The sequence below is a fragment of the Erythrobacter donghaensis genome, from assembly GCF_002155425.1.
Classification (GTDB): domain Bacteria; phylum Pseudomonadota; class Alphaproteobacteria; order Sphingomonadales; family Sphingomonadaceae; genus Erythrobacter; species Erythrobacter donghaensis.
In genome coordinates, this window is record NZ_MUYG01000011.1 from 95,156 (window position 1) to 121,517 (window position 26,362).

General features: G+C 66.8%; 22 protein-coding genes. 11 read left to right on the forward strand and 11 right to left on the reverse strand.

Features of this window, described 5'->3' with window-relative positions:
• Positions 1-25: 25 nt before the first annotated feature.
• Genes BZF59_RS12070 through BZF59_RS12095 form a run of 6 tightly spaced genes read left to right on the forward strand, consistent with a single transcriptional unit; the run spans position 26 to position 7,134 of the window.
• The gene (locus BZF59_RS12070; protein ID WP_086608525.1) at positions 26-817 is read left to right on the forward strand and encodes a type VI secretion system accessory protein TagJ; all 792 of its coding nucleotides are present in this window, start codon (positions 26-28) and stop codon (positions 815-817) included.
• 2 nt (positions 818-819) lie between these two features.
• Positions 820-1,350: a type VI secretion system baseplate subunit TssE gene (gene tssE / locus BZF59_RS12075; RefSeq protein ID WP_086608526.1), complete on the forward strand. Its 531-nt coding sequence runs from the start codon at positions 820-822 to the stop codon at positions 1,348-1,350.
• Positions 1,350-3,206 (forward strand): type VI secretion system baseplate subunit TssF, encoded by a 1,857-nt coding sequence (gene tssF / locus BZF59_RS12080; protein ID WP_086608527.1) that lies wholly within the window; start codon positions 1,350-1,352, stop codon positions 3,204-3,206. The genes tssE and tssF overlap by 1 nt, the downstream gene beginning before the upstream one ends.
• Positions 3,170-4,213, forward strand: coding sequence for a type VI secretion system baseplate subunit TssG (gene tssG / locus BZF59_RS12085; RefSeq protein ID WP_086608528.1), 1,044 nt, complete (start codon positions 3,170-3,172; stop codon positions 4,211-4,213). Before tssF ends, tssG begins: the two co-directional genes overlap by 37 nt.
• Complete coding sequence (gene tssH / locus BZF59_RS12090) at positions 4,210-6,870, forward strand: type VI secretion system ATPase TssH (RefSeq protein ID WP_086608529.1); 2,661 nt, start codon at positions 4,210-4,212, stop codon at positions 6,868-6,870. Before tssG ends, tssH begins: the two co-directional genes overlap by 4 nt.
• Positions 6,871-6,879: 9 nt before the next feature.
• Complete coding sequence (locus BZF59_RS12095; RefSeq protein ID WP_086608530.1) at positions 6,880-7,134, forward strand: hypothetical protein; 255 nt, start codon at positions 6,880-6,882, stop codon at positions 7,132-7,134.
• A 15-nt stretch (positions 7,135-7,149) separates the two neighbouring features.
• On the opposite strand, the gene BZF59_RS12100 is transcribed toward BZF59_RS12095, so the two are convergent.
• The 5 genes from BZF59_RS12100 to BZF59_RS12120 form a co-directional block, all read right to left on the reverse strand.
• Positions 7,150-8,118, reverse strand: a complete 969-nt coding sequence (locus tag BZF59_RS12100; RefSeq protein WP_086608531.1) for a hypothetical protein — start codon at positions 8,116-8,118, stop codon at positions 7,150-7,152.
• A gap of 33 nt (positions 8,119-8,151) precedes the next feature.
• Positions 8,152-8,478 (reverse strand): hypothetical protein, encoded by a 327-nt coding sequence (locus BZF59_RS12105; protein WP_086608532.1) that lies wholly within the window; start codon positions 8,476-8,478, stop codon positions 8,152-8,154.
• A gap of 140 nt (positions 8,479-8,618) precedes the next feature.
• Positions 8,619-8,942 carry a hypothetical protein gene (locus BZF59_RS12110; protein ID WP_143738160.1) on the reverse strand — a complete coding sequence of 108 codons (324 nt, stop codon included), beginning with the start codon at positions 8,940-8,942 and terminating at the stop codon, positions 8,619-8,621.
• Positions 8,935-9,150, reverse strand: coding sequence for a type II toxin-antitoxin system antitoxin (locus BZF59_RS12115; RefSeq protein ID WP_086608534.1), 216 nt, complete (start codon positions 9,148-9,150; stop codon positions 8,935-8,937). Before BZF59_RS12115 ends, BZF59_RS12110 begins: the two co-directional genes overlap by 8 nt.
• Before the next feature lie 7 nt (positions 9,151-9,157).
• Positions 9,158-10,042, reverse strand: a complete 885-nt coding sequence (locus BZF59_RS12120; RefSeq protein ID WP_086608535.1) for an SPFH domain-containing protein — start codon at positions 10,040-10,042, stop codon at positions 9,158-9,160.
• A 171-nt stretch (positions 10,043-10,213) separates the two neighbouring features.
• Here BZF59_RS12120 and BZF59_RS12125 point away from each other — a divergent pair, with 171 nt between their 5' ends.
• Both BZF59_RS12125 and BZF59_RS12130 read left to right on the forward strand, forming a co-directional pair.
• Positions 10,214-12,199 carry a TIR domain-containing protein gene (locus tag BZF59_RS12125; RefSeq protein WP_086608536.1) on the forward strand — a complete coding sequence of 662 codons (1,986 nt, stop codon included), beginning with the start codon at positions 10,214-10,216 and terminating at the stop codon, positions 12,197-12,199.
• A 49-nt stretch (positions 12,200-12,248) separates the two neighbouring features.
• Positions 12,249-12,479: a hypothetical protein gene (locus tag BZF59_RS12130; RefSeq protein WP_086608537.1), complete on the forward strand. Its 231-nt coding sequence runs from the start codon at positions 12,249-12,251 to the stop codon at positions 12,477-12,479.
• Between the two features lie 39 nt (positions 12,480-12,518).
• On the opposite strand, the gene BZF59_RS12135 is transcribed toward BZF59_RS12130, so the two are convergent.
• Both BZF59_RS12135 and BZF59_RS12140 read right to left on the reverse strand, forming a co-directional pair.
• Positions 12,519-14,087: a trypsin-like serine protease gene (locus tag BZF59_RS12135; RefSeq protein ID WP_086608538.1), complete on the reverse strand. Its 1,569-nt coding sequence runs from the start codon at positions 14,085-14,087 to the stop codon at positions 12,519-12,521.
• Positions 14,088-14,157: 70 nt separating this feature from the next.
• Positions 14,158-16,479 carry a trypsin-like serine protease gene (locus BZF59_RS12140; RefSeq protein WP_158094313.1) on the reverse strand — a complete coding sequence of 774 codons (2,322 nt, stop codon included), beginning with the start codon at positions 16,477-16,479 and terminating at the stop codon, positions 14,158-14,160.
• Between the two features lie 156 nt (positions 16,480-16,635).
• Between BZF59_RS12140 and BZF59_RS12145 the strand changes: the two genes are divergently transcribed.
• Positions 16,636-18,639 carry a hypothetical protein gene (locus BZF59_RS12145; RefSeq protein WP_086608540.1) on the forward strand — a complete coding sequence of 668 codons (2,004 nt, stop codon included), beginning with the start codon at positions 16,636-16,638 and terminating at the stop codon, positions 18,637-18,639.
• 12 nt (positions 18,640-18,651) lie between these two features.
• On the opposite strand, the gene BZF59_RS12150 is transcribed toward BZF59_RS12145, so the two are convergent.
• Positions 18,652-19,194: a DUF2306 domain-containing protein gene (locus BZF59_RS12150; RefSeq protein ID WP_086608541.1), complete on the reverse strand. Its 543-nt coding sequence runs from the start codon at positions 19,192-19,194 to the stop codon at positions 18,652-18,654.
• Between the two features lie 164 nt (positions 19,195-19,358).
• Here BZF59_RS12150 and BZF59_RS12155 point away from each other — a divergent pair, with 164 nt between their 5' ends.
• A complete protein-coding gene (locus tag BZF59_RS12155) occupies positions 19,359-20,192 on the forward strand; it encodes a LytTR family DNA-binding domain-containing protein (RefSeq protein ID WP_086608542.1) in 834 nt (277 codons plus the stop codon).
• A gap of 107 nt (positions 20,193-20,299) precedes the next feature.
• Here the strand turns inward: BZF59_RS12155 and katG are convergent, their stop codons facing one another.
• From katG to ahpC, 3 genes are all read right to left on the reverse strand, one after another.
• Positions 20,300-22,504 (reverse strand): catalase/peroxidase HPI, encoded by a 2,205-nt coding sequence (katG, locus tag BZF59_RS12160; RefSeq protein WP_086608543.1) that lies wholly within the window; start codon positions 22,502-22,504, stop codon positions 20,300-20,302.
• Between the two features lie 284 nt (positions 22,505-22,788).
• Complete coding sequence (gene ahpF, locus BZF59_RS12165) at positions 22,789-24,378, reverse strand: alkyl hydroperoxide reductase subunit F (RefSeq protein ID WP_086608544.1); 1,590 nt, start codon at positions 24,376-24,378, stop codon at positions 22,789-22,791.
• Positions 24,379-24,606: 228 nt separating this feature from the next.
• Complete coding sequence (ahpC, locus tag BZF59_RS12170; protein ID WP_086608545.1) at positions 24,607-25,173, reverse strand: alkyl hydroperoxide reductase subunit C; 567 nt, start codon at positions 25,171-25,173, stop codon at positions 24,607-24,609.
• Positions 25,174-25,539: 366 nt separating this feature from the next.
• Between ahpC and BZF59_RS12175 the strand changes: the two genes are divergently transcribed.
• A complete protein-coding gene (locus BZF59_RS12175) occupies positions 25,540-26,283 on the forward strand; it encodes a DUF3626 domain-containing protein (RefSeq protein ID WP_211277396.1) in 744 nt (247 codons plus the stop codon).
• The last annotated feature ends 79 nt before the right edge of the window (positions 26,284-26,362 follow it).

A 26,362-nucleotide genomic window follows, 5' to 3' on the forward strand; every position in this document is an offset into this window, starting at 1 on the left:
AAACTGGGGGGCATCGAGACAAACAATGGTCAAGGCTGACGAACTGCTTGTCTCGGGCAATGTTGCAGCTGCCCGCCAGCAACTTATCGAGGAAGTGCGTGCGAACCCCGGCGATGTCGGGGTTCGCATGTTCCTGTTTCAGATGTGTGCATTGCTCGGCGAATGGGACAGGGCCAAGGCGCAGCTGGACACCTTGGCGAAGCTCGATCCCGAAGCGCGGATGCTGGCGGTTGCCTACACCCAGTGCATCACCGCCGAGGCCACCCGCGCCGCGGTCTTTGCAGGCACCCAGCCTGCCCCCATGCTCTACCCGGTCGAATGGGGCGAAACGCTCGCGGCGGCCTTGCAGGCACGCCAGCAGGGCAACGCCGAGGCCGATGCGCTCTATGCGCAGGTGTTCGACGCGGCACCGACCACCGCCGGCACGACCGATGCCGCCCTCGAATTCGACTGGATCGCCGATGCCGATCCCCGGCTGGGCCCGGTGACCGAGGCGATCATCGCCGGGCGCTATGGCCTGATGCCGTTCTGCGCGCTCGAAAGTCTCACCATCACGCCGCCGTCCGATCTGCGCGACACGGTCTGGATCCAGGCCGAATTCGGCCTAGTCGAAGGCGCGCGCGTCGCCGGGTTCATCCCGCTGCGCTATCCCGGCAGCGAGGCCGCGGATGATGCGGCGCTGGTGCGCGGCACCGCCACCGGCTGGCAGGAAGACGCGATGGGCGAATATCCGCTCGGCCACCGTCTGTTCGCCTTCTCGGACGAGAGCGAAGTGCCGGTGCAGGATTTGCGCGAACTCAGCTTGCGCAACGGTTGACGATGTCGGGCAAGATCCGTCTCACCCCGACCCTGTTCGACAAGCTGGCTTCAGGCAATGATTTCGGAGGCCTCTCTGCCGAGGCCGACATGCCAACCGTCGGGCGCGAGGATTTCCGCAATTTCGCGGTCGCCAATCTCGAGCGCTTCACCGAGAAATCGCTGCGCGCCTCGGTGATGCGCGATCTGGCGTGGCTGCTCAACACGATCTCCTTCGAATCGGCCCAGACCCTTGAGAACCACCCGCAGGTGCGCGATTCGGTGCTCAATTTCGGGGTGCGTGATTTTGCCGGGCGCTCCATGGGCCGCGATGCCGCGCGTGAGCAGGCGCGCGAGATCCGCCGCGCGATCCTGCGGTTCGAGCCGCGCATCAACCCTGCCAGCCTGCGCGTCGAGCCGCGCGGGCGGGCCGACAATACGGGCAAGATCGGCTTCGTGATCGAAGGCGAGATCACCGGCGGCCCGCAGGCCTTGCCGGTGCGGCTCAAGACCGATGTCGATCCGGAAACCATGACCGTCGAAGTGAGCGAGTGATGGATCCGCGGCTGCTCGAATATTACGAGGCCGAGCTCGAATATCTGCGGGTCCAGTCGCTCGAATTCGCCGAGCGGCACGAGGCGGCGGCAACCAATCTCGGCCTGACCGGCGGCGAGCGCGATCCCTATGTCGAGCGGCTGCTCGAAGGCGTGGCGTTCCTGTCGAGCCGGGTGCAGCTGAAGCTCGACGACCAGTTCCCGGAATTCACCCAGCACCTGCTCCAAGCGGTGCAGCCGCATTACCTCGCGCCCACGCCTTCGATCTGCATCACCGGGTTCGAGCCGGTGACGGGCGATCCGGGCTTGGCGCGCGGGTTGCTGGTGCCGCGCGGCACCCAGCTTTCGGCCGAGCCGCAAGGCAGTTCGCGCACTCCGGTGATTTTCCAGACCGGGCAGGACGTGACGCTGTGGCCGCTCAGGATCACGGAGGCGGAGTATCTCGGGAGCCGTGCGGGCGCGGCGCGCTATGCCGATCTGGCGGGGGTGCGCGCGCAGGCGGCGCTGACCTTGCGGATCGAGGCGCAGGACGGCATCGACCTGTCGACCATCGCTGCGGATGAATTGCCAATCTATCTCGACGGCGGTGAGGGGGTGGCGAACGAGCTCTACCGCCAGCTAATCGGCGAGGCGGTGGCGGTGGTGGCGCGCCCGCTCGATGTGGCGGGCTCCACCCATGCGCTGCTCGATACCCCGGCCCAGCACGGCTTCGGCGAGGACTGCGCGCTGCTGCCGGACGATGGGCGCACGCTGTCGGCCTACCGGATGCTGACCGAATATTTCGCCTGTCCCGAGCGGTTCCGCTTCGCGCGGCTGCGCGGCCTGCGCCGCGCGCTGGCGCTGTCGAGCAAGGCGGTGGAGATCACCATCCTGTTCTCGCGTTCGTCGGATGCGCTGGTGCAATCGGTCAGCACCCGCAATTTCCGCCTGTTCGCGACGCCTGCGATCAACCTGTTCGAAAAGCAATTGAGCCGCATCGCCTTCTCGGAGCGGGAGCATGAGTTCAAGGTGGTGGCGGACCGTGACGGGCCGCTCGATTTCGAGGTGTTCCGGCTTCTCAAGGTCGAGGCCTATGATCGCCAGAACCAGAACCCGCGCGAGGTAGCGCCGCTCTATTCCTATGGCTCGCTGCTGTATGATTACCGCTCGGCGATCTTCTACACCACCCGGCTGCGGCTGCGGCAAATGTCGCGCAAGGAGCGGCGCTTGCGGCGGCGCGAGGACTATGTCGGGACCGACATGTTCATCACGCTTACCAGCCCCGGCGATCCGGCGCGGCTCGAAAGCGTGCACGATCTCGCCCTGCGTGCGCTGGTGACCAACCGGGAACTGCCGGTCGATCTCAAGGTGTCGGGCGATTTTCACCTCACCGCCGCGAGCATCGCGGCGCGCGGGATCAAGATTCTGCGCCCACCCACGCGCCCACTGCCGCCGCTGGGGATCGGCGATGCCGCGTGGCGGGTGATCGGACACCTTACCCCCAATTACGCCACGCTGGTGAGCGAAGGCGGCGGCAATGGCGAGATGCTGCGCAATCACCTGGCGCTCTATGGCCGCCCGGACGATCCGGTGATGCGCTCGCAGATCGACGGGATCATCGGGGTGAAGGGCGAACACGTCACCCGCCGCGTTCCGGGGATCGGGCGAATGGCGCTGGCGCGGGGCCTCAGGATCAATATCGAACTGGACGATGCCGCCTTCGATCAGGCGCGCCTGTTCCTGTTCAGCGCGGTGGTCGAACGCTTCCTGAGCGGCTTCGTCACCGTCAATTCCTTCACCGAAACGCGTTTCCACACCAAGGCACAGGGGGAGGTTGCCGCATGGCCGCCGAGGATCGGGACGCGCGAGCCTATCTAGGCTTCGCCGAGACCGCCGCGGCCAATGCGCCGCGCTTCAGCCTGTTCGCGCTTGTGCGCGGGCTGGCGGCGCGCGCACGGGGCAAGCCCCCGGTGGGGCAGAGCCGGATGCCTTCGCAGGATGTGGTGCGGCTGCGCCAGGTGCCGCACACGCATTATCCCGCGGCCACGCTCGACAAGGTGGAGATCGTCGCCGGGAGGGCCGAGGCGTCGGGCTACTGGCTGGGGCTGACCGGGCCGATGTCGCCGCTGCCGCTGCACCTCACCGAATTCGCCGCCTATGAGCGCCGCTACGCCGCGCGCCGCCCGTTCGGCGATTTCCTCGACCTTCTGGCCGGGCGGTTCCTGCAATTGTTCTACCGCGCCTGGGCGACGAGCCAGCCTGCGGTGCAGGCCGACCGCATGGACGACGATCGCTTCGCGCGCTTCGTCGCCTCGCTGACCGGGGCGGGCGAGGGGGCGAAGGAGGGCGCGGCCTTCGATGCCACCACCCGCCTGCACTATGCCGCGCTGTTCGGATCGCGCCGCAGCGCCGGGGCGATTGCGGGCGGCTTGCAGCACCTGCTCGGGCTCAAGGTGAGTTTGCGCGAATTCGTGCCCGTGCTGCGCGACATCGATGCCGCCGACCAGACCCGGCTCGGCCGCCAGCACCATCAGCTCGGCACGGCGGTGCTGGGGCGGCGGGCCTATCTGGTGGATGACCGCTTCGACGTGCGCATCGCCGCGCCCACCCAGCAGCATTTCCGCCGCCTGCTGCCCGGCGGTGACCTTTTTCCGCTGGCCGCCGAGGCGCTCGATGCGCTTGCGCCGTCGCATCTCGAATGGGGCATCACCCTGTGCCTGCCGCAGGCCGAGGTGAAGCCGATGCGGCTGGGCGATCAGGCGCAGCTGGGCTGGTCATCATGGATCGGCACAGCGCAGAACGACGACTTGCGTGACAACGTGCATTTGCGCCGTGCATCGGCCGCCCTGCGGCCCGGCGCGCGACTTGGGGGACGAAAAACATGACCGAAATCAGCCGCTCAGCCCTGTTCGGGCGCCTTAACCCGACCGCTCTTAAAGCGATCGAGACCGCCACCGGCTTCTGCAAGATGCGCGGCAACCCCTATGTCGAGCTGGTGCACTGGCTGCACATTCTGCTGCAGGACGCGCAGAACGATCTCGCGGCGATCCGCACGGCCTGCAATATCGACGACACCCAGCTGGCGCGCGACACCGTCGCCGCGCTGGACGCCCTGCCGCGCGGCGCGAGCGCGATCTCCGACTTTTCGCCCCAGATCGAGGAAGCGATCGAGAAGGGCTGGCTCTACGCCTCGCTGCAATTTGGCGCGGCCAAGGTGCGCACCGGGCATCTGCTCTACGGGATGCTCAAGACCAATACGCTGCGCAACGCGCTCCAGAACATGAGCCTCGAGTTCCGCAAAATCGACGTGAACCGGCTGGCGAGCGATTTTGAGGGGATGACGCGCGGTTCGACCGAGACGACGCAGGTCGCGGGTGCGGCGGCTGATGGTGGCTCCGGCGGCGGCAGCGCGCCCGGCGCGGGGCCGGGGGGTGAGGGCAGCGCGCTCGCGCAGTTCTCGACCGACCTGACGCAGCAGGCGCGCGACGGCAAGATCGAGACAATCATCGGCCGCGATGCCGAAGTGCGCCAGCTGGTCGATATCCTGCTGCGTCGCCGTCAGAACAATCCGATCCTCGTCGGCGAGGCGGGCGTCGGCAAGACCGCGGTGGTCGAAGGCTTCGCCAAGCGGCTGGCCGAGGGCGAGGTGCCCCCGGCGCTGCAAGGGGTCACCCTGCGCGCGCTCGACATCGGCATGATGCAGGCCGGCGCGAGCGTGAAGGGCGAGTTCGAGAAGCGCCTGCGCGCGGTGATCGACGAGGTCGAGGGATCGGCCACCCCGATCATCCTGTTCATCGACGAAATCCACACGCTGGTCGGCGCGGGCGGAGCGGCGGGCACGGGCGATGCGGCGAACCTGCTAAAGCCTGCTCTGGCGCGCGGCAACCTGCGCACTATTGGCGCAACCACCTACGCCGAATATCGCCAGTATTTCGAGAAGGACCCGGCGCTCACCCGCCGCTTCCAGACGGTCGACATCGCCGAGCCTGACCGCGAGAAGGCGATCCTGATGATCCGCTCGATCGCGCCGATGATGGAGGGCCACCACAAGGTCGCGGTGCTCGACGAGGCGGTCGATGCGGCGGTGACGCTGTCGCAGCGCTATGTCCCCGCACGCCAGCTGCCCGACAAGGCGGTGAGCCTGCTCGACACCGCCGCCGCGCGCGTCGCTGTCTCGCAGCACGGCACCCCGGCGCGGGTCGAGGACCGCAAGCGGCGGCTCGAACTGCTCGAGGTCGAGAAGGAAGTGGTCGAGCGCGAGCGCGGCGCGCAATATCGCAGCGACGACCGCCACACCAAGATCGAGGCCGAGATCGAGGAGGCCAAGGCCGCGCTCGACGAGGCAATGGCCAAGTGGGAGGCTGAGAAGGAAGCGCTCGCCAAGGTCATCGCCGCGCGTGAAGCACTTACTGCGGCGCGCGCGCCGGGTGAGGATGGCGCGCCTGTGGGGGACGAAGAGCCCGCCCGCGCCGCGCTCGCCGAGGCGCTCGATGCGCTGGGCGCCGTGCAGGGCGACGATCCGATGGTGTTCGGCGTGGTCGACAGCGATGCGGTTTCCGCCGTGGTCGCCGACTGGACCGGCATTCCGGTCGGGCGCATGGTCAAGGACGAGATCAAGGCGACGCTCGACCTGGCCGAGCGGATGAAGGCCCGCGTGATCGGGCAGGATCATGCGATGGACGCCATCGCCAAGCGCATCCAGACCAGCCGCGCCAAGCTCGACAATCCCAACAAGCCGGTGGGCGTGTTCTTCCTGTGCGGCCCCTCGGGCGTCGGCAAGACCGAGACCGCGGTGGTGCTGTCCGAGCTGCTGTTCGCGGGCGAGGAATCGATGATCACCATCAACATGAGCGAATTTCAGGAGGCGCACACCGTCTCCACATTGAAGGGCGCGCCTGCGGGCTATGTCGGTTACGGGCAGGGCGGCGTGCTGACCGAGGCGGTGCGGCGCAGGCCCTATTCGGTGGTGCTGCTGGACGAGGTCGAAAAAGCCCACCCCGACGTCCACGAGATGTTCTTTCAGGTCTTCGACAAGGGCTTCATGAACGATGCCGAGGGGCGGTATATCGACTTCAAGAACACCCTGATCCTGCTCACCAGCAATTGCGGCACGGACCTGATCATGGACATGTGTCAGGACCCCGAACTGATGCCCGAGCCCGAGGCGCTGGCGGCAGCGCTGCGCCCCGAACTGCTCAAGGTCTTCCCGCCTGCACTGATCGGGCGCACGGTGCAGCTCGCCTATGTGCCGCTGTCGAAGGAGATGCTCGGCGGGATCGTGCGCATCCAGCTCGACCGGATCAAGAAGCGCATTCAGGGCAACCACAAGATCGCCTTCACCTATGGCGAGGACGTGGTCGAACACATCGTCGCGCGCTGCACCGACGGGGATTCGGGCGGGCGCATGATCGACAACATCCTGACCAACACGATGCTGCCCGAAATGTCGGTGCAGCTGCTCGAAAAGCAGATGGACGGCCTTGCGGTCAGCAGCATCACGGTGTCGGCGGGGGACAGCAGGTTCGTTTACGACTTCGGGTGAGGGGCAAACATGCTGGGTGAGGAATTTGTCGCGCTGGCAACGAAGCGCAATGAAGCCAACAAGATCTATGCCGGGGCAATCTGCCTCGTACGCCATGTCGATCAGATCGCGGTATCGATCGCCGTGACGGGCAATAACCGGGGAAGCTTCCCGAATCGCGTGGTGCCAAAAGACATCTTCGGCTCGAACTTCGAGCCACGCAAGGGTGGCAGCACGTATCGCGGTATTGCTCCGGGAAGGCACTTCACCGAAAAATACATCTGAGGCAGGTTCAGGGGATCAGGATGGCATCGCCGCGCAGCTCAGCCTGATCTCGCCCGCCTTCAGATCATAGGTGATCGCCGAGCAATGCGCGATCTGGTCGCGCCCGATGCGGGTCAGCAAGTCAGGCTTGCCACGCCCCTTGCGGCGGCTGACGAGGATATTGCCGGCTTCGAACCGCGGATCGTCCTTGGCGATTTCGCCCACGCGGCGCGGGTCGCCGTAATCTTCTACGCGCACGGCGAAGCGGGTGATGGCGATTGCGCCGAGCATGATCGGCCGGGCGATGCGCATCATCCGGGTGGGGCGTTCGACCGCGAAATCCATCACCGCAATGCCATCGGAACGCGGCTCGAATCCGCCTTCCTGATGGGTGGCAATGAAGTTGGCGGTGGGGGCGGTGATCAGGTTTTCCGCCCGTTCCGGCACGAAGATCATCATCAGCCGCTTCTTGCCCACCGCGATCTCGGTGCCCAGCCGGGCGTTGCTGCCCCCGGCGCGCTTGAGCGGGAAGGTCTGCACCACTTCGGCCTCGGCTGGCGGGGCGAGGCGGAAGGTCACGCGGGCATAGGGCAGGTGGTGCACGCCGATCATCCCGTCGGCCTTGACCGAGGCCGGACGGTCGGCCCAGGCCAGCGCCTTCGCCTCTGGCCCGGCCCCCAGATCGACCGCAGCGGTGGCCGCCTGTCCATCCACCACCACCGGGCCGAAACGCCAGCCGCGTCGGTATTCGGGCACCAGCCAGAGCCGCGCGGCGACGTCGGGATTGATCACCGGTGGCCCGAAGGCCTCGGCGCTGACTTCGAGCCGCAGGGGCTCGCCGTTGATCGTGACCGGGATGATGTTGTCGCCTTCGAGCACCAGCTCATCGGGCAGGGCTTCGGGCGCGGCGGGCGCGGGAAGAGGGGCATTTGCGGCAGCAGGAGCAATGTCCGGCGCGAGGGCGCAGCCTAGCAGCAGGGCAAGGGAAAGGCAGCGCAGGGTCATGACGTTGTGGATACCTGCGCGCGCGGCGTGTTCCTAGAGCTCTTTGCGCTGTTGCTTGCGTGCCTGACGCTGGCGATCGCGGGTCAGTTCGGCCACGTCGACCACTTCGGCGTGGGCGAGCATCCACCAGATCCCGCCGACGATCGACGCCAGCAAGCCTGCGCCGAAAAGGCCCAGCACCTCGAAGAAGGTTGGCCCCTTGGTGTTGGCTTGGATATGATCGACAAACCAGATCACTAGCGCCGCCAGCAATGCCATCCACACGGCAAACTGTGCCCAGCCCGCCACACCGCGCGGCACGATGCTGAAGCTCCCCGGCCCGCGCCGATAGACGACAAAGGGCTTGCGCCTTTCACGCATGGCACTCTCCTACGGCCTGCGCGTTCGCCAGCGCAGATCCACGACCTCGTAGCAACCGGTGCGCGACTCGCGAGCAGGCGTGCACCGACTGACGGGATATACACGCTTTTTCCGACTGTTACAGAGCTTGTTAGGATAAGTTAGCTATCACGTCGTTGCCTTCCGGCAGATTTGCGTTGGTCGCGCAGCAGCTTTTCGATGTCGATCACTTCGGCGCGGGCCATGGTCCAGCGGATCAGGGCGAGGCTCCAAACCAGCACCGTCAGCAGATACAGTCCCAGTGCGATGTAGAATTCGCGCGTGCCTTCGAGCGCGTCGGCATAGGTCTCGAAGGCGATGGTCGGTGGTGCCAGCAGCACCAGCCAGATGCCCAGCTGCACCCAGCCCTTGGCTCCGCGCGGGACGATGTTGAAGTTGTAGCGGCTGCGGCGATACATCACGAATGGCTTGTCGGCATCACGCATCATCTGTTCCTTCATGGGCGGTGCCCGGCGGACGCCCGCGCCGGGCTGGTTCGCTGCGCGCGACCTTGACCCCGCGCCGCGCGAGCGCCTCGCGCAGGAGCACTTCGATCTCGGCGTTCACGCTGCGCAATTCGGCATCGGCGAGCCGCTGCACTGCATCGTGAAGCGCCGGATCGAGGCGCAGGGGAAAGGCTTTCTTGGCGGGCATGGGACGATCAGTAGAGCGACCCTGCGTTGACCACCGGGGTGGTGTCCCGCTCCGAACACAGCACCACCATCAGGTTCGACACCATCGCCGCGCGGCGCTCGTCGTCGAGGTGGACCACGTCCTTCTCGCTGAGCTGGGTCAGCGCCAGTTCCACCATCGAGACCGCGCCCTCGACCAGCTTGGCGCGCGCGGCGATCACCGCCTCGGCCTGCTGGCGGCGCAGCATCGCCCCGGCGATTTCGGCGGCATAGGCGAGGTGCGTGAGGCCGCATTCGTCCACCGTGATCCCGGCGACCGCCAGCCGCTCGATTAGGGCGAGCCGAAGCTCGGCCCCGACCTCCTCGTGATTGCCGCGCAGCGTGATTTCGAGATGCTCGATATCATCATAGGGGTAGCGCGAGCCGATCGACCGCACCGCCGCTTCCATCTGCGCAGTGACGAATTCGCGGTAGTCGTCGACATCGTAGAGTGCCTGCGCGGTGTCGGTGACACGCCACACGACCTGCGCGGCCATCTCGATGGGGTTGCCGCGCGCGTCGTTGACCTTGATCTTCTCTGAGATGACGTTGTTCGCGCGCACCGCGATCTTGCTGCGGGTCAGCCACGGCAGCACCCAGCGCAGCCCCTCGGTGCGGTCGGTGCCCTTGTAAGCGCCGAACAGCTGGATCGCCGCCGCTTCGTTCGGATTGATCATGTAGAACCCGGTGAGGATCAGCAGGCCGATGGTGCCGCACAGGATCGCGAGGATCACGCCCAGCCCGCCACCCACGGCGAACTGGAAGATGGCAAACACGACCAGCGCCAGGCTGACGAGCAGCATGACATAGCCGCTCTGGGTGTTCGCCGGGATTTCGCGGCTGCGATTGAGGGCAGGGGTGTCGGCAGGGGACATGACGAATCTCCTTAAGCGATATAATTATGATATCTTATTTATATCATCCCGAATCCTGGTCAAGCGGTTTCGCCTGTGCGCTTCCATCCGCGCAGCACGATCGCCGCTTGGCGCGCGGGGCGGTTTGGTTGTAGCAAGGCGATCAGGGCGCTTGCGAAAGGGGGGTAAGCAGTGGCGAGTGAGGACGGCACACCAATCGGTGATCGCCCGCTGCTGTTCGTCAGCTATTCACGCGGGGATCTGCCACGCGCGCGCCCGGTGATCGATCTGCTCGAACAGGCCGGGTTCGATCCATGGTGGGACGGGCGGCTGGAGGGCGGCGAGAATTACCTCAAGACCACCGAAGCCGCGCTCGAGAGCGCTGCCGCCGTGGTCGTGCTTTGGTCGGAAACCTCGACCCAGTCGCACTGGGTGCGCGACGAGGCACAGCGCGGGCGCGAGCGTGGTTGTCTGGTGCCGCTGTCGATCGACGGGACGATGGCGCCGCTCGGTTTCCGGCAATTGCAGCTGCTCGATATCAGCGGGTGGGACGGGTCGCCCGACAGCCCGGAAGCCGCGCGCATTCTGGTGGCGGTGCAGGCGAAGGCCGGGGCTGCGCCTGCGGCGCCCACACGCCCCGACACGCTGCTTCGCCCGCCTGCTCCTACACCGCCCGCCCCTGCATCGCCCGGCGGCCTTGCCCTGTCGCGGCGCACGCTGATGATCGGCGGAGCGGGCCTTGCAGGCGGCGCGGGGCTGCTTGGTGCGTGGCAGTTCGGGATTTTCGGCAGCCCGGCCAATGCGGCGACCTCGATGGTGGTGCTGCCCTTTGCCAACCAGACCGGCGACCCCGACAAGAAGTATTTCTCTGACGGCATCGCCCGCGAGCTGCGCACCATCCTGTCGCGCAACCCGCGCCTCAAGGTCGCCGCGCCCACCTCCTCATCGGTCGAAGGCGAGGATGAATTCGCCTTGGGCCGCAAGCTGGGCGTGGCCCATGTCCTGCGCGGCAGCGTTCAGCGCGACACGGATCGCGTGCGGGTGGGGGCTGATCTGGTGGCGGTCAAGGACGGCGAGGTCATCTGGTCGGAAAGTTACGACCGGGTGCTAAACGACGTTTTCGCGGTGCAATCCGAAATCGCCCAGACCGTCGCGGTCGCGCTTGTCGCCAAGGTCGCCGGGGCCAGCGAGGCCGAACGCGCCGCCGCAGCCCAACAGCAGATCGGCGGGACCACCAGTGTCGCGGCCTATGAAGCCTTCCTGCGCGGCCATGCCCTCTATGACCTGTCCGCCGGGTCCGAAAGCGACCGCGCCGCGCTGGCCCAGTTCGATGCCGCGATTGCCGCCGATGCGGATTATGCTGCCGCGCACGCGATGCGCTCCACGATGCTCGCCACGCTGGCCATCAATCTGGCGAGCGGAGAGGGTGAGCATGACGAGTTGTTCGATAGCGCCATTGCCGCTTCCGAGCGCGCGCTGGGGATCGAACCGCGACTGGCGCGCGGGCACCTGTCGCTCGGTTATGCGCTGAGCCACGGACGGCTCGATCTGCCCGCTGCCCTTCCGCATTACCGTGCTGCCGAGGAGAATGCCAAGGGCGATGCCGATATCCTGCGCGCCGTGGCAAGCTACCTTGCCTATGGCGAAGATCCCGCCCGCGCACGCACCATGATCGCCGAGGTGCTCGCGCTCGACCCGCTCAACGCCCGCGCCTTCCGCACTGCGGGCTATATTTCGATCTTCGCGCGGCAGTATGGCGAGGTGATCACCCGCATGGAGCGGGCGCTTGCGCTCAACCCCAGCATCGCCAGTGCGCCATTCGGGATCGCAATCGCGCGGCTGATGCAGGGTGATCCGGCAGGCGCGCTGGAGGCGGCTGAGGCCGAACCGGCCAAGGCCTTTGCGCTCACCGCCGCCGCCATTGCCCGGCACCAGCAGGGGGACAAGCCCGCAGCCGAGGCTGCGCTGGCCGAGCTTGTGCGCGCCTATGACGGCAGCCATTACCAGCAGGCCGAAGTCCACGCTCAGATGGGGCAACCGGCAGAAGCGCTGGCGCGGCTCGAAGTGGCCTATGCCAAGCGCGATCCGGGGCTCTTGTGGCTGCGCAACGATCCCCTGCTTGATCCGCTGCGGAGTGAGCCGCAGTTCCTCGATTTGCTTAAGCGCCTCGGATCATGATAGCACCGTCCTCGCGCTCAGCGAGGGCGTGAAACAGGGGGTTTATCACATGAAGACACGCGTAACCTTTGCCCTGGTGTCGGCTGGCGCTCTGGCTCTGTCGGCTTGCGGCGGAAAGACTGAAGAGGCACCTGCGGCCGAGCCGACCGCTGCCGAAACCGAAGCGATGACGGCCGAAACCCCGGCAGTCGATCCGGCCGAGGCTGCGGCCGAGGGCAATGACCCGACCAACAATCCCATTCCCCCGGCTGCCGGCGAAGCTGCCCCGGCTGCGGAGTAATCCGTTCGCGATCCCTGCACGCCGCTGTGCGTGCAGGGATCAGCGACCCGCACGGTTGATCGCGCGCCACACTTCGGGCGGCAGATGCAGCGCGAGCCACTCCCGCACCGCCGGGTGCGTGACCCGCACGAAGCGGCTCGGGGTGTCGCCCTCGCCGCACTTGTTCGCGCTGCTGATCACGCCGATCAGCAGCGGTGTGCGCAGCGACCCGCCATCCAGCACCGTCGGACCGCCGCTGTCCCCGTCGCAATTGTGCTGGCCGCGCCGCTCGCTGGCGCAGAGCACCGAATCGCGCCGGATATCGGTGAAGCGCGTTTCTTCGGTGCAGGTCTTGCGATCCTGCAGCGACACCTGACCCTTCATCAGACTGCTGGCGATATTCCGGGTTCGGAGCGATGTGCGCCCCCAGCCGAGCACGGTGGCCGGGGTATTGGGCGCGATCTCGCGTTGTTCGACCGGCATGGTGTCGAGCGTGACAGGCGCAATCCTGCCGCGCAGCGTGCCGCGCGATGTGGGCTTCGGCGCGATCTTTATAAGGGCAATATCCCAGGCCAGCGCCTTGCTGCGGGCGGTGCCGAGGAAGGCGGGGTGCGCATAGACGCCCGTGATGACGTGGGTGTTGCCTTCGGATTCGTCGAGCGGGTTCTGCACGCCCAGCCGCACCGTGTGCCCGCTGCCGACCCTGACCCGGCCGATGCTGTCTTCAAGGCAATGCGCCGCGGTCAGCACCCAGCCGGTCGCGATCAGCGATCCGCCGCAAAGCATCCGCCCTTCGAGCGCGACGCTTTTCGGGCGCCAGAGCATCGCCACCCAGTTGGCGGTGCCGGCGGGGACAGCGCCGCCGCGGTTGATGCGGACGATGGCCCGCTGGGGCCGATATTGGGTCTCGCTCTCATCATCGGTCAGCGCCGACTGATTGCCCTGCCACCCATCGTAACCGGCATCGCCGACGGGCGGTGTCGCGGGGGGAGGGAGGCGGCGGTTGTCATTGGCCATGGCCACTGCCCGATCATGGACGACATCTGGTTCCCTTGCGTCGACCATCGGGGCAGCGGGCGGTGGCAGCATCCGGGGGGCGGGCGGCGCGAGGATATCGCAGGCGACCTCGTCACCCCCGCGGCACAGGCGCTGGTAGAGGCTGCGCGCGCGCTCGGGATCGGGGGCGAGACGCTCGCCCGAGTCAAGCTCGCCCGCCAGCAAGGCGCAGGTCGGCCGCGATCCCATGTCGCAGGCGCGCGCGAGATAGGGCCCGGTCAGCGCCGGATCGGCCTCGGCCGCGCCGATGGTCTGCGCCACGAGCAGCATTTCGCCGACGATGCCGCAGATCTCCGCCGCCTCGTTCACCGAGGCCGGCGCGTCGCACACCGGGCGCAGCAGCGCCAGCGCACGGGCGCGATCGCGGTGGAGGGCGTAGGGTTCGGCCAGTCGCCGCCCGAGCGTGACGCAGGCGCTGCGGTCGCCTCGCTCGCACGCCTTGGACAGGGCTCGTTCCTCGCGCGGATCGAGTTCGCCCGATGTCTCTCCGGTCTGCATCGCCAGGGCTGGCGACGCTGCCAGCGCCATCGCCGCCCACATCCAGCCTGCCAGAGCAATATTCCGCCAGCCCATTTTCGGTCTCCCCCAAACCGCTCCCGAATATGCCTTTTCTCCGGTGTCCGGGCAAGCAGCAGGCATTGGGCTACCGCAGGCCCGGCAGGTGCGAGGTGAGCCAGCTCTGTACGCGGGGATGCGCGATCCGGGTGAAGCGGCTCGGCACGCCTGTGGTCCCGCATTTGACCCCGCTGCTGACCACGCCGATCACGGTCGGCCCCATTCCGCTATCGCCATAGGTGATGAGCGGCCCGCCGCTGTCGCCGAAACAGGCCTGCTGGCCTTGCCGACCGGCAGCGCACAGCACGGCATCGCGGCGGGTGTCGCGCATCGCGGTCAGTTCGGTGCAGCGTTCCGAGGCCTCGAGCTCAAGCCGCGCCCCGCGCAACTCGCTCGGGGTCGCCCCGCCCTCGACCGCGGTCCGTCCCCAGCCGAAGGTATAGGCCGGCATCCGCGCCTTGATCACGCGCTGGGCAGGCGGCTTGCGATCGAGCCGGATCGTCGCGATCGACCGCACCGGACCGCCCTCCTTGCGCCCGGCGCGCGGATCATATTGCACCAGCGCAATATCATAGACCCAGGTCGAGCGTGTGAAGCTGGGGTGCGGGATGACGTTCAGGATCGGGTAGGAAAAGCCCTCGTTCGCCAGAGGGTTGTAGACCCCAAGCCGGATACGGTGCCCGCTGCTGCGCACGCCGTAACGCACGCCGTCAATCTCGTCGGTGAGGCAGTGCGCGGCGGTCAGCACCCAGCCGGGCCGGACCACGGCGCCGCCGCACAGCACCCGGTCGGCCATCGCCAACCGCCGCCGCCCCAGTGTCTCGGGGCGCCACAGCAGCGCTTGCCACGGTGCGCTGCCGACCTTGGCGACGAAGCCATTGATGATCGCGGAGACCCTTGAACAGACCGTGTCGGTGTAGGTCGCGCCGCGGAAGGTGACTTCGGTGGTGGTGCAGGCCTGCGCCTCCATTTCCTCTTCGCGCAGCCGCTGCGCTTCCATCTCGGCCTGCATCATCGCGGCGATTTCCTCGTCCGAATATACAGGCGGGGGCGTGTCGGCAGAGGCCATCAGCAGTGGCGGATCGGGGATGATGCGGCTGGCATCGCGCAGACCGTCGCACGCCTGAGAATCGCCTTCGCCGCACAGACGCTGATAGATCGCCAGCGCGCGCGGCATGTCGGCGGGCAGGGCGGTGCCCTCGGCCAGCAGGTTGGCGAGCCGCCAGCAGGCCTGATCCCATCCGAAAGCGCAGCCCCGGAAAAACCACGCCTCGATCCGCGCGGGATCGAAGCCGGAAACCCCCGCCGCGATCTGGGTCAGCGCCCGCTCGCCCGCAAGAATGCAGATGTCGCCGAGCATGTCACCGGATGACATCGTCTCGCAGGCGATGCCGCGCAGCCTCGCAGCGCGGGCGGGGTCTTCGAGCGGGCCGCTATCCTCTTCATAGACCTCGGCCAGCAGCAGGCAGACGTCAGCCGCGCCGTCGGCGCAGTCCCGATTGAGCGCCGCTTCCTCGCGCATGACCCGCGCGGTGTCACAAGACCAGCTGACGCTTGCGCAGGCCTTGTCGAACAGCGCGGAGGCCTGGATGCGCGGATTATCGCTGCTGCCGCCCCCGTCCCATTCGCCGCGCATCAGCGCCGTGCCGAGCGCGTTGCACACCGCGCCATCGCCGGCCTCGCAGCCCAGCAGCTGATAGGCGCGGCTGCGCGGATTATCGCCGTCGTCGTCGTCCCGCCAGTATCGCGCCAAGGCCCTGCAGTCGCGCGCCGCGCCGGCGCGGCACTGGCGGTCGTGCAGGGCAAGCCCCTCGGCGCGCTCGTCCGGCGTGCGTTCGGGCTGTGTCAGCCGCAGGGCGAGGTTGTAGCAGCTTTCGGCCATTCCGCGCGCGCAATTGGCGCGGCGCAGCACCGTGGCGGCTGCGGGGTCGGCGGTGCCGAGCGCCCCGCTCTCGATATTGTCTGCCTGCTCCTCGCAGGCCTCATCCACGCCCAGCGCGCAAGCGCGAACGAAGATCCACGCCGTGCGATCCCAGGTGAAGCGGTCATCGGCGAAGCGCACCAGCTTGCCCAGTCTGAGGCACGCGTCGCCATCGCCGCCGTCGCAGGCCTCGCGGTAGAGCAGTTCGGCCACCGGGCGGTTCTGCGGGCGTCCTGCCCCCATGGCAAAGGCGGTGCCGAGTGCGTTGCATCCCGCCATCTCGCCCGCATCGCAGCGCATCGCGGCGGCGTCAGCGGCGGCGGTGTCGCGGGCGAGGATTTCGGGAAGCGGGTCGGGCTTGGCCCGCTGATAACCATCGGAAGGATAGCTGCGCGGCACGGGCGCATCGAGGGTCTGCGCCGCCGCCGGTGAGGCCATCAGGGCAAGGCCGATCAGCCCCCCCAATAGTGCTCTCCACTGTGTGCCCATGCTCCCGTTCCCCCGCCGAACGGGAGTATGCGCCCTTGGCGACGAGGGGTCAAACCGGGCGCGGCGGCGCTTCGGCGCTTGTGTCGGGTGTGCTCTCGCGCTTAAGCAAGGGCATGGCCTGCACCGGGGCGTGCGGGCGGGGGAGATGACGTGGTGATGCCTGATCCGGGGCCGCAATCCGGCCTGCCAGCCCTGATCCGCGATAGCTGGCAGCCGCATCTGGCGCTGGGGATCACGGGGCACCGCGCCACCAACCCCACTTATGGCGCCCACGCAGCCGCGATTGCCGCCGCGCTGGATGCCTTGTTTGCGCAGATCGAGGCGATGGCCGCCGCTTTGCCCGGCGCGCGCGGGGCGGTGCGGCTGCACAGCCTGCTGGTCGATGGCACCGATCAGGTCGCCGCCGAAAGCGCGCTGGCGCAGGGCTGGGAACTGGCTGTGCCTTTGCCCTTCGGCGCGGCGCTCAATTGCGCGATCAATGCCCATCCCCGCACTCTCGCCGATGCCGATGCGCTGATATCGGGCGGCACGGCCAGCGATCCGGCCGTCGAGGCCAAGGCCGCGGCGATCCGCGGCGTGATCGGCAGGGCGCAGCGGTTCGAACTGGCCGATCGCGATACCGAAATCGCAAGCCTGTGGCGCAGGACCCTCTCCCATCCCGATGACAGTACGGCGCAGCGGGCGTTCGATGCGCTGGCGTCGGACAATGTCGCGCTCGCCGGGCGGGTGATGATCGAGCGGGTCGATCTGATGATTGCGGTGTGGGACGGAAAGGTCGCCAATCTCCCCGGCGGCACCGGCCACACGGTCACCGCCGCGCTGACGATGGGCGCGCCGGTGTTGCTGATCGATCCGGCGCGGCCTGCCACGTGGCGCATCCTCACCCGGCCCGAGGAACTCGCCCAGCCGGTCGATCCGGCGGCGACACCCGACATGGCCCGGCTCGAAGCGATCATCCGTGCGGCGGTGCTCGCCGAAGGGTGGGAGCCTGCCGATCTGGCGCGCGAGACCTGGCGGCCGCGCTCAAGCCCCTTCTTCGGCCTTTATCGCCGGATCGAGCGGGTGTTCGGCGAGGGCGGATGGTTCGGTTCGCTGAGGATCAGCTACGAAACGCCGGGGGTAATCGCCAGCGGCAGCGGCGCGCCGGTGCTTGCCGCTGCCGAGGCCATGCCCGGCGGCGATCCCGCCGTCGCGCGCCAGCTGGGTGAAGCGGTGCTGCCGATGTTCGCCTGGGCCGATGGCATCGCCAACCGCCTCGCCGATGCCTATCGCAGCGGGATGACCGTCAATTTTGTGCTGGCGGCGCTGGCGGTGATGGTCGGGCTGGCTTACCTGCCCTTGCGGATGGTGGAGGTCAAATGGGCCTTCGCGCTGGTCGAATTGCTGCTTCTGGGCGGCATTCTGGCGATGACGGCGGCCGGATCGCGCTGCGGATGGCACCGGCGCTGGTTCGCGATGCGGCGCGTAGCGGAATATCTGCGCCATGCGCCCGCGCTGCTGCTGCTGGGTGTGGCGCGATCGACCGGGCGCTGGCCCCGAAGCCGGCAGGGAAGCGGGCATGGTAGCGGGCAGGGCGGGGCGGACTGGCCCGAACATTTCGCCCGCCATGCGCTGCGCGATGTCGGCCTGCCGCAGGTGGCGGTAACGCGCGACTATCTGCGCGCGGGCCTTGCCGGAGCGGTGCTGCCTCACGTCACCGCGCAGGCCGCCTATCACGAGTTCAAGGCGCACCGGCTGGAGCGGGTGCACCACCGGCTCGACAAAGCGGCGGAGACCTGTTTCGTGCTCGCGGTGGCGGCGGTGACGGCCTATCTGGTGCTCAAGGGTGCGGGGGCGGCGGGCCTCGTCCCGAAGGCGCTGGCGAGCGATCTGTCGCCGGTCTTCACCTTCTTCGGCGTCGCCTTCCCGACTCTGGGCGCCAACCTTTCGGGCATCCGCTATTTCGGCGACTTCGAACGCTTCGCCGCCATCTCGCGGGTGGCGGCGGACAAGCTGCGCGAGATCGAGGCGCGGATCACCCTGTTGCTGTCCGGCACCGACAGCGCGCTCACCTATGCCGCGACCGCCGATCTGATCCACGCGCTCGACGAAGCCGTGGTCGAGGAGATCGCCAGCTGGCAGGCGGTGTTCGGCGCCAAGCACCTCGCACTGCCCGCGTGACGTGGCGCGGCCTCAGCCCAGCAGCATTACGTTCATCAGCCGCCCCGGAATGAGGAAGGCGGCAAGGCCGGGCAGCATCAGCGCAGTGAGGTAGGTGAACACGAGATGCCGCTTGTGCGCCTGAATGTCGCCGCGCCGCGCCGTCGCCACGACCTTCCATGCGGCATGGAAGGTCATCGGCACGAACAGGTGGATCCAGCTGAATCCGCCGGAGGACTGGATGAAGATCGCCGAGGTCGCGGTGATCAGCATCAGCACCAGCCAGACCTTGCCCAGCTGCTTGTGCAGCGTGGTGCCCTTTTTCGCCAACAGCAGCCAGCCGCCGAGCGGGATGGTCGGCAGGACGGCGGCGACATGGATAATGATCGGCAGTTTGTTGTAGTGGTGGAGGTTCTCGACCATCCCCAGCATCGCTTTGCCCAGCGCCACGACCACGGCAAAGCTCATCGTGAAGCAGGCGAGGCTGACAGCGGTGCGGGCGATGGGCCCGATGTCGAAGGCGGCGGCGGGCTTCGGCGCACTGCGGGTGATGAAGGGCAGGGTGAGGGTGGTCATGGCAGGTCTCCTTGAGGACGTGGGCGTTTGTTGCACCCTCACTGCCGCAGCCCCGTTCACCGGCAATCACGTCTGCGCCAATTGCCGGTGGCATGCGCGAAATGTCCCTTCGCCCCGGCCCTTTGCCACTTTACGAAGCGCGAATGGGCAGTCAGGTATGCTCCATGAACTATCAGCCGGTATCGCCGCGCTTCGCGCTTGCCCGCCGCATCATCATCGATCTGGCGGCGATGACGGCGATCGGCGTGTTCCTCGCGGTAACCGGTCCGTTCGGCAGCATTGCCGCGCCGCTGCCCGAACGGCTGGTGAGCTGGGTCGGCTTCGCCTGGCTCGGCTATGCCTGCTATCGTCCGATGCAGAGTGTGGCCGACTGGGCTGCGCGGGCACTGGCCCTGCCGCGCTGGGCGCTGCTGGTGGCGGCCTGTCTGGTCGCGACCGTGCCGATGACGCTGGCCATCCTGACGATCAACGGGTTGTCTTCGGGAGGACTGCGCTGGCCCAGCCTCGATGCCTTTACCGCCACCTATTTTTCGGTGCTGGTGATTGGCGGGGCGGTGACCGCTCTGTTCAATCTGGTGCAGGCGTCTCCGCGCGAGGCGCTGACTGTCGCCGTGCCGCCGCCAGCCGCGCCTGCCGCAGTATCGGTTGTTCCAGAACCGGCCCCTGTTCCTCCCGCGCCGCCTGCCGCCAATCCCCTGATCGACCAGCTCCCCGCCGAACTCGGCAGCGACATCATCGCGCTGGAGATGGAGGATCACTATGTCCGTGTTCACACCGCATTGGGATCGGCGCTGGTGCTGATGCGGCTGCGTGATGCGATGGCGCAGGTAGGCGATTGGGAAGGGATGCAGGTGCACCGCAGCTGGTGGGTGGCGCGCGCGGCGGTGGAGGACGTGCTGCGCGACGGACGCAACATCCGCCTCCGGCTGGCGCGCGGGATCGAAGCCCCCGTCGCCCGCGCCAATGTCGCGGCCTTGCGCGATGCGCGCTGGATCTGATCTGCCCATGAAATAAGGCCCCCGGCATCGCTGCCGGGGGCCCCTTGCGACCCTGATCGGGGGGTGATCAGGGCAAGCTGTTGCGCGCTGCCGGGCGCGCCATTGGCTCAGTGGTATTTGGCCCAGGTCACATCGAAGCGGTCCGCGTTCATCACCTTGGTCCAGGCCGAGATGAAGTCGCACACGAACTTGCCCTCGTTCCCGGCTTCGGCATAGACCTCGGCCTGCGCGCGCAGCATCGAGTTGGAGCCGAACACCAGATCGGCGCGGGTGGCGCGATACTTTTCCGTGCCGGTGGCGCGGTCGGTGCCGACATATTCCTCGTCGCCGCTGTCATCGACCGGGGTCCACCTGGTGCCCATGTCGAGCAGGTTGCGGAAGAAGTCCGGCGTCAGCACACCGACGCGGTCGGTGAGCACCCCGTGCTTGCGGTTCCCGCTGTTCGCGCCGAGCACCCGCATCCCGGCGACCAGCACGGCCATCTCGGGGATCGACAGGCCGAGCAGGTGTGCCTTGTCGATCAGCATTTCCTCGGTGCGGACATCCGCCTTGGTCTTGAGGTAGTTGCGGAAGCCATCGGCGAAGGGCTCAAGCGGCTCGAAGCTCTCGGCGTCCGTGTGCTCGTCACCGGCATCGCCGCGCCCGCCGAGGAACGGCACGGTCACGTCGAAGCCGGCATCCTTCGCCGCCTTCTCTACCGCGGCGCTGCCCGCCAGCACGATCGCATCAGCCATGGAGAGATTGCCGCGATGCGCGTCGATGGTCGAGAGCACCTTGGCAAGCTCCTCCGGATCGTTCGCCGCCCAGCCGTTCTGCGGAGCCAGCCGCACCCGCGCGCCATTGGCGCCGCCGCGATGGTCCGAATTGCGGTAGGTCGAAGCCGAGGCCCAGGCCGCCTTGACCAGCTCGCTCACCGTCAGGCCGCTGCCGAGGATCGCGCTCTTGAAGGCAGCGATATCGGCATCGGGCGGCGTGGTGCCCGCCGGAACCGGGTCCTGCCAGATCAGGTCTTCGGACGGCACTTCCGGCCCGAGATACTTGACCTTGGGCCCCATGTCGCGGTGGCACAGCTTGAACCACGCGCGCGCGAAGGCATCGTCGAGCGCCGCCTGATCGTTCAGGAACCGCTCGGAAATCTTGCGATATTCCGGATCGTTCTTGAGCGCCATGTCGGCGGTGGTCATCATCGTCGGCACCTTCTTCGACGGGTCGCGCGCGTCAGGGGCCATGTCTTCGGGATCGGGGTTGATCGGCTGCCACTGGTGAGCACCGGCGGGCGACTTCACCAGCTCGAAGTCATACTTGAACAGCAGCCGGAAGTAGTCGCCGCCCCACTGGGTCGGGTTGGGCGTCCACGCGCCTTCGATGCCCGAGGTGGTGATGTTGCCGCGCGCGATCTCCTCCTCGTCGTTGAGCCATCCGAAGCCCTGCAGGTGCAGGTCCTCGCTCTCCGGCGCGCCGCCGAAGGTGTCGGCGGGATGCGCACCGTGGGCCTTGCCGAAGGCGTGGCCGCCTGCGGTCAGCGCGACGGTTTCCTCGTCGTTCATCGCCATGCGGGCGAAGGTTTCGCGCATGTCGCGGGCCATGCCCTCGGGATCATGCGGGTTGCCCTGCGGCCCTTCGGGGTTGACGTAGATCAGGCCCATCTGGATCGCCGCAAGCGGGTTTTCGAGCGCGCGGCCTTCTTTGGGGTGAATGCGGGTCGGCACGCCTTCGTTGACCCACTGCTCCTCGGTGCCCCAGTAGACGCTCTCCGGCTCATAGACATCCGCGCGGCCGCCGCCGAAGCCGAACACCGGGCCGCCCATGCTTTCGATCGCGACATTGCCGGTGAGGATGAACAGATCGGCCCAGCTGATGTTCTTCCCGTATTTCTGCTTGATCGGCCACAGCAGGCGGCGCGCCTTGTCGAGGTTGCCGTTATCGGGCCAGGAATTGAGCGGGGCAAAGCGCTGCTGGCCGCTGTTCGATCCGCCGCGCCCATCGCCGGTGCGATAGGTGCCGGCCGCGTGCCAGGCCATGCGGATGAAGAACGGGCCATAGTGCCCGTAATCCGCCGGCCACCACGGCTGGCTGTCGGTCATCAGCGCGGTGAGATCGGCCTTCAAGGCCTTGTAATCGAGCGCGTTGAACGCTTCGGCATAGTCGAAGTCCTCGCCATAGGGATTGGCGGACCGGCCCTGCTCGGTCAGGATGTCGAGCTGCAGCGCCTGCGGCCACCAGTCACGGTTGGTGCGGCCCAGCAGGTTGCGCATCTGGCTGGAGCCGTGGAATGGGCAACCCCCGCTGATATCTCCGGTTTTGGCGTCCATGATGGTGTCTCCTCTCAGCTGTGAACAGATCAGACTCGCGGCATTCGGCGTAGTCTATGGAGAGAGGATGACGCTTTCAGGATGGCGCGTCCAATCGATTAATACGCGCCTATTGATTGAGTGGGGCGATTAAGGGGGGCGGTCAGCGGGCATGAAAAAGCCCCCTCCTCTTCAGAGGAGGGGGCTGGGGGTGGTGGCGTGTGCCGCTGGCACCACCCCGCTGCGACTAGCGAGCAAGCTCGCAAGTCTCGCGGCCCTCCTCTAAAGAGGAGGGCGGAAGACGTCTAAGCCGCCTGCGCCACCTCGGCGACCGGCTCATTGCGGATAAGGAAGTCGAACGCCCCCAGACCTGCCTTCGCGCCTTCGCCCATGGCCACGACGATCTGCTTGTGCGGAACGGTGGTGCAATCGCCCGCAGCGTAGATGCCGGGGATATTGGTCGCGCCGTGATCGTCGATCACGATCTCGCCGAACTTCGACAGCTCCAGACCCGTCTCGCGCAGCCATTCGGTATTCGGCACAAGGCCGATCTGCACGAACACGCCTTCGAGCGCGATGCGGCGCTCCTCGCCATTGGCGCGGTTCTTGACCACGAGGCCGTTGACGCGGGTGCCGTCGCCCAGCACCTCGGTGGTCTGGCCGTTGGTGATGATCTCGACATTGGGCATCGAGCGCAGCTTGCGCTGGAGCACTTCGTCGGCGCGCAGCTTGGTGTCGAATTCGATCAGCGTCACGTGGCCGACGATCCCGGCAAGGTCGATCGCCGCTTCGACGCCCGAGTTGCCGCCGCCGATCACCGCGATGCGCTTGCCCTTGAACAGCGGGCCGTCGCAGTGCGGGCAATAGGCCACGCCCTTGTTGCGATACTCGGTCTCGCCCGGCACGCCGAGGTTGCGCCAGCGCGCGCCGGTGGAGAGGATCAGTGAACGCGCCTTGAGGGTCGCGCCGTTGGCCATTACCACTTCGTGATAGCCTCCCACGTCCTTCGCCGCGCGCAGTTCCACCGCGCGGGCCAAGTCCATCAGATCGATCTCATATTCTCCGACGTGGCTCTTGAGGCTGTCGGTCAGCTTCGGACCCTCGGTGTAGGGGGTGCCGGGGAGGTTCTCGATCCCGAGCGTATCCATCAGCTGCCCGCCGAAGCGCTCCGCCGCGATGCCGGTGCTGAAGCCCTTGCGCGCGGTGTAGACCGCCGCTGCCGCACCCGCCGGACCGCCGCCGACCACCAGCACCTCGAAGGGCGCTTTCGCGGCCAGCTTCTCGGCCTGCTTGGCATCGGCATTCTTGTCGAGCTTCGACAGGATCTCGGCCAACTCCATCTTGCCGTTGTAGAAGCTCTCGCCGTTGAGGAAAGTCGCAGGCACGGCCATGATGTCGCGGCGCTCGACTTCGTCCTGGAAGGTGCCGCCTTCAATCAGGGTCGCGGTAATGCGCGGGTTTTCCAGCGCCATCAGCGTCAGCGCCTGCACCACGTCGGGGCAGTTGTGGCACGACAGCGAGAAGAACATCTCGAAATTGTAGTCGCCTTCAAGCGCGCGGATCTGCTCGATCAGATCGGCGTCAACCTTGGGCGGATGGCCGCCCGCCCACAGCAGCGCGAGCACGAGGCTGGTGAATTCATGCCCCATCGGCAGACCGGCAAAGCGCACCCACTTTTCCGCATCGCTCGCGCGGCGGATGATGAAGCTGGGCTTGCGATCATCGGTCCCGTCGAAACGCGCGGTGACGAGGTCGTGCAGCGACGCGATCTGTTCGATCAGCGCACGCGTCTGGCGCGACTTCTCGCTGTCATCGAGCGAGGCGACGAGTTCCACGCCTTCGCGCAGATTGCCGAGATAGGTGGTGAGCTGGGCCTGCATGGCAGCATCGAGCATGGGTGTCCTCCGGGCGCGGCTCTCCCGCGCGGGTCTGTGGGATGCGATCCGTGAAGGGTAGTGCGGAACCGGATGCCCGCCGCCCGGCCCATCAAAGGGGGGGGAGGGGCGGGGCAGGCGAAACATCCGGTCCCGTCTACGACCCGAGGGATTGGAGAACCTCGGGATTATGCGGCGGGGCGCGCCAAGGGAGGGGGGAGGCGGCGCGCCCTGCCGGTTCTGTTCGGCTTAGATCTTGCCGACAAGATCGAGCGAGGGGGCCAGCGTGTCGCTGCCTTCTTCCCACGCCGCCGGGCAGACCTGACCGGGGTTGGCGCGCACATACTGGGCGGCCTTGATCTTGCGGGTCAGTTCGTTGGCATTGCGGCCCACGCCTTCGCAGGTGATTTCCATGATCTGGATCACGCCGTCCGGATCGACCACGAAGGTCGCACGGTCGGCAAGGCCAACGCCTTCACGCAGCACGCCGAAGTTGTTCGACAGCACGTGGTTCTGGTCGCCCAGGAACGGGAAGGTCAGCTTGCCGATCTTGTCCGAAGTGTCGTGCCAAGCCTTGTGACTGAAGTGCGTGTCGGTCGACACGGCGTAGACTTCCACGCCCATCGCCTGAAGCACGGCATACTTCTCGCCCATGTCTTCAAGCTCGGTCGGGCACACGAAGGTGAAGTCGGCCGGGTAGAAGAAGAACACCGACCACTTGCCGGCGAGATCGGCGTCAGTGACGTCGAAGAAGTCCTTGCCCGCCTGAAACGCGGTCGCCTTGAACGGCTGGAGAGTCGAACCGATGATACCCATGGGAGTTTGTCCTTGTATTGGGTGGAGAGAGAGGGTGGAAACTGATGCAGCCCAAATAGGAATTTTTGCGCTGCACAAAAGTTGATTGTTGCGATTGCGAAGATCGCTTTTTTCAATCAGCGGGGCGGGAACCAATCGGGTTTGGCGTTCGGGCTCACACCGCGCTTGGTCTGCTTTTGGGGGCTGGCGACTGCTTTCGCTATGGCCGCAGGTGGGTGGATTCCTGAATGGCCGCTTCTATTGAGCTCGGCAATTAACAGGCACGACGAATTGGATTAATCAGGCTTCATGTTGTCGCCTGTTGAGCTAGCTATCGAGCATGTCCGCTCTCGTGCGTCCGGCCCGCCCCTGTCAGATGTTTTGCCAGTGACCTTGAACTTCCATCCAGACACATGGATCCAACACGAACTCACCATTCAACGCATTGTCCACGATGGCTTTTACAGATCGCAGTTTGAAACTGGGACCAGCAACGGCGGCCTTACAGCAAACCTTGGCGGGGACCGTTGGGCGTGGGAAAGCGATATCTTTGGCGGCGCTTATGATGAGGCCGATCCTGCGTTGCGCCCCAAATACGGGGCTCTCAACTTTCGGCACGACGTGATCGGAGGGTCGCCACGATTTGGGTCTTGCCACTTGCGATTGCGCCCGCACGTCCTGGCGCGCACGACATTCTGCTATCCCGACAGCCATTTAACCCCAGAGACATTTGGAGTGGTGGATCGTTTCGCGCTGACTGATCTTGCCGAAGAAAACGCTCTCGCGCTCGATCCTGTCCTCGACAATTACATCGAAGCCCACGTGCACGGACCGCTGAGCATTAACGAGGACGTCGAAGCGCTGGTGCTTGATCCGAGCTATCGCAACACCGCGGTCGATGAGTGGGCAATGCGGCTAACCTGTGATGTCGAATGGCATGACGGCTTCAGGCTACAGCTTGATCGGTTGTTTGCCCACGATGGATTCCGGCCCAAGCCCGCGATCGACGCTATTACGGAACTTAACATCAGTACGCCGGCGGACCTTGGCAAGGCGCGTGACAATCCTCTGGATTATCAGACCGCGAAATGGGTGTGGCATTGCATTGCCCGCTTTGGCCGGGACCATTGAATGCCACGCTGCTCTGCCTGCAACCAGTCAATCGATTTGGCTGTCTGCAGTGGCGGGAACGGGGTCGATTCCCGAGTGG

What these genes read in the sequence shown, in the direction of transcription:
- BZF59_RS12070 (WP_086608525.1), top strand. Translation starts at nt 26, where the DNA reads ATGGTCAAGGCTGACGAACTGCTTGTCTCGGGCAATGTTGCAGCTGCC.
- tssE (WP_086608526.1), top strand. Translation starts at nt 820, where the DNA reads ATGTCGGGCAAGATCCGTCTCACCCCGACCCTGTTCGACAAGCTGGCT.
- tssF (WP_086608527.1), top strand. Translation starts at nt 1,350, where the DNA reads ATGGATCCGCGGCTGCTCGAATATTACGAGGCCGAGCTCGAATATCTG.
- tssG (WP_086608528.1), top strand. Translation starts at nt 3,170, where the DNA reads ATGGCCGCCGAGGATCGGGACGCGCGAGCCTATCTAGGCTTCGCCGAG.
- tssH (WP_086608529.1), top strand. Translation starts at nt 4,210, where the DNA reads ATGACCGAAATCAGCCGCTCAGCCCTGTTCGGGCGCCTTAACCCGACC.
- BZF59_RS12095 (WP_086608530.1), top strand. Translation starts at nt 6,880, where the DNA reads ATGCTGGGTGAGGAATTTGTCGCGCTGGCAACGAAGCGCAATGAAGCC.
- BZF59_RS12100 (WP_086608531.1), bottom strand. Translation starts at nt 8,118, where the DNA reads ATGACCCTGCGCTGCCTTTCCCTTGCCCTGCTGCTAGGCTGCGCCCTC.
- BZF59_RS12105 (WP_086608532.1), bottom strand. Translation starts at nt 8,478, where the DNA reads ATGCGTGAAAGGCGCAAGCCCTTTGTCGTCTATCGGCGCGGGCCGGGG.
- BZF59_RS12110 (WP_143738160.1), bottom strand. Translation starts at nt 8,942, where the DNA reads ATGCGTGATGCCGACAAGCCATTCGTGATGTATCGCCGCAGCCGCTAC.
- BZF59_RS12115 (WP_086608534.1), bottom strand. Translation starts at nt 9,150, where the DNA reads ATGCCCGCCAAGAAAGCCTTTCCCCTGCGCCTCGATCCGGCGCTTCAC.
- BZF59_RS12120 (WP_086608535.1), bottom strand. Translation starts at nt 10,042, where the DNA reads ATGTCCCCTGCCGACACCCCTGCCCTCAATCGCAGCCGCGAAATCCCG.
- BZF59_RS12130 (WP_086608537.1), top strand. Translation starts at nt 12,249, where the DNA reads ATGAAGACACGCGTAACCTTTGCCCTGGTGTCGGCTGGCGCTCTGGCT.
- BZF59_RS12135 (WP_086608538.1), bottom strand. Translation starts at nt 14,087, where the DNA reads ATGGGCTGGCGGAATATTGCTCTGGCAGGCTGGATGTGGGCGGCGATG.
- BZF59_RS12140 (WP_158094313.1), bottom strand. Translation starts at nt 16,479, where the DNA reads ATGGGCACACAGTGGAGAGCACTATTGGGGGGGCTGATCGGCCTTGCC.
- BZF59_RS12145 (WP_086608540.1), top strand. Translation starts at nt 16,636, where the DNA reads ATGCCTGATCCGGGGCCGCAATCCGGCCTGCCAGCCCTGATCCGCGAT.
- BZF59_RS12150 (WP_086608541.1), bottom strand. Translation starts at nt 19,194, where the DNA reads ATGACCACCCTCACCCTGCCCTTCATCACCCGCAGTGCGCCGAAGCCC.
- BZF59_RS12155 (WP_086608542.1), top strand. Translation starts at nt 19,359, where the DNA reads ATGAACTATCAGCCGGTATCGCCGCGCTTCGCGCTTGCCCGCCGCATC.
- katG (WP_086608543.1), bottom strand. Translation starts at nt 22,504, where the DNA reads ATGGACGCCAAAACCGGAGATATCAGCGGGGGTTGCCCATTCCACGGC.
- ahpF (WP_086608544.1), bottom strand. Translation starts at nt 24,378, where the DNA reads ATGCTCGATGCTGCCATGCAGGCCCAGCTCACCACCTATCTCGGCAAT.
- ahpC (WP_086608545.1), bottom strand. Translation starts at nt 25,173, where the DNA reads ATGGGTATCATCGGTTCGACTCTCCAGCCGTTCAAGGCGACCGCGTTT.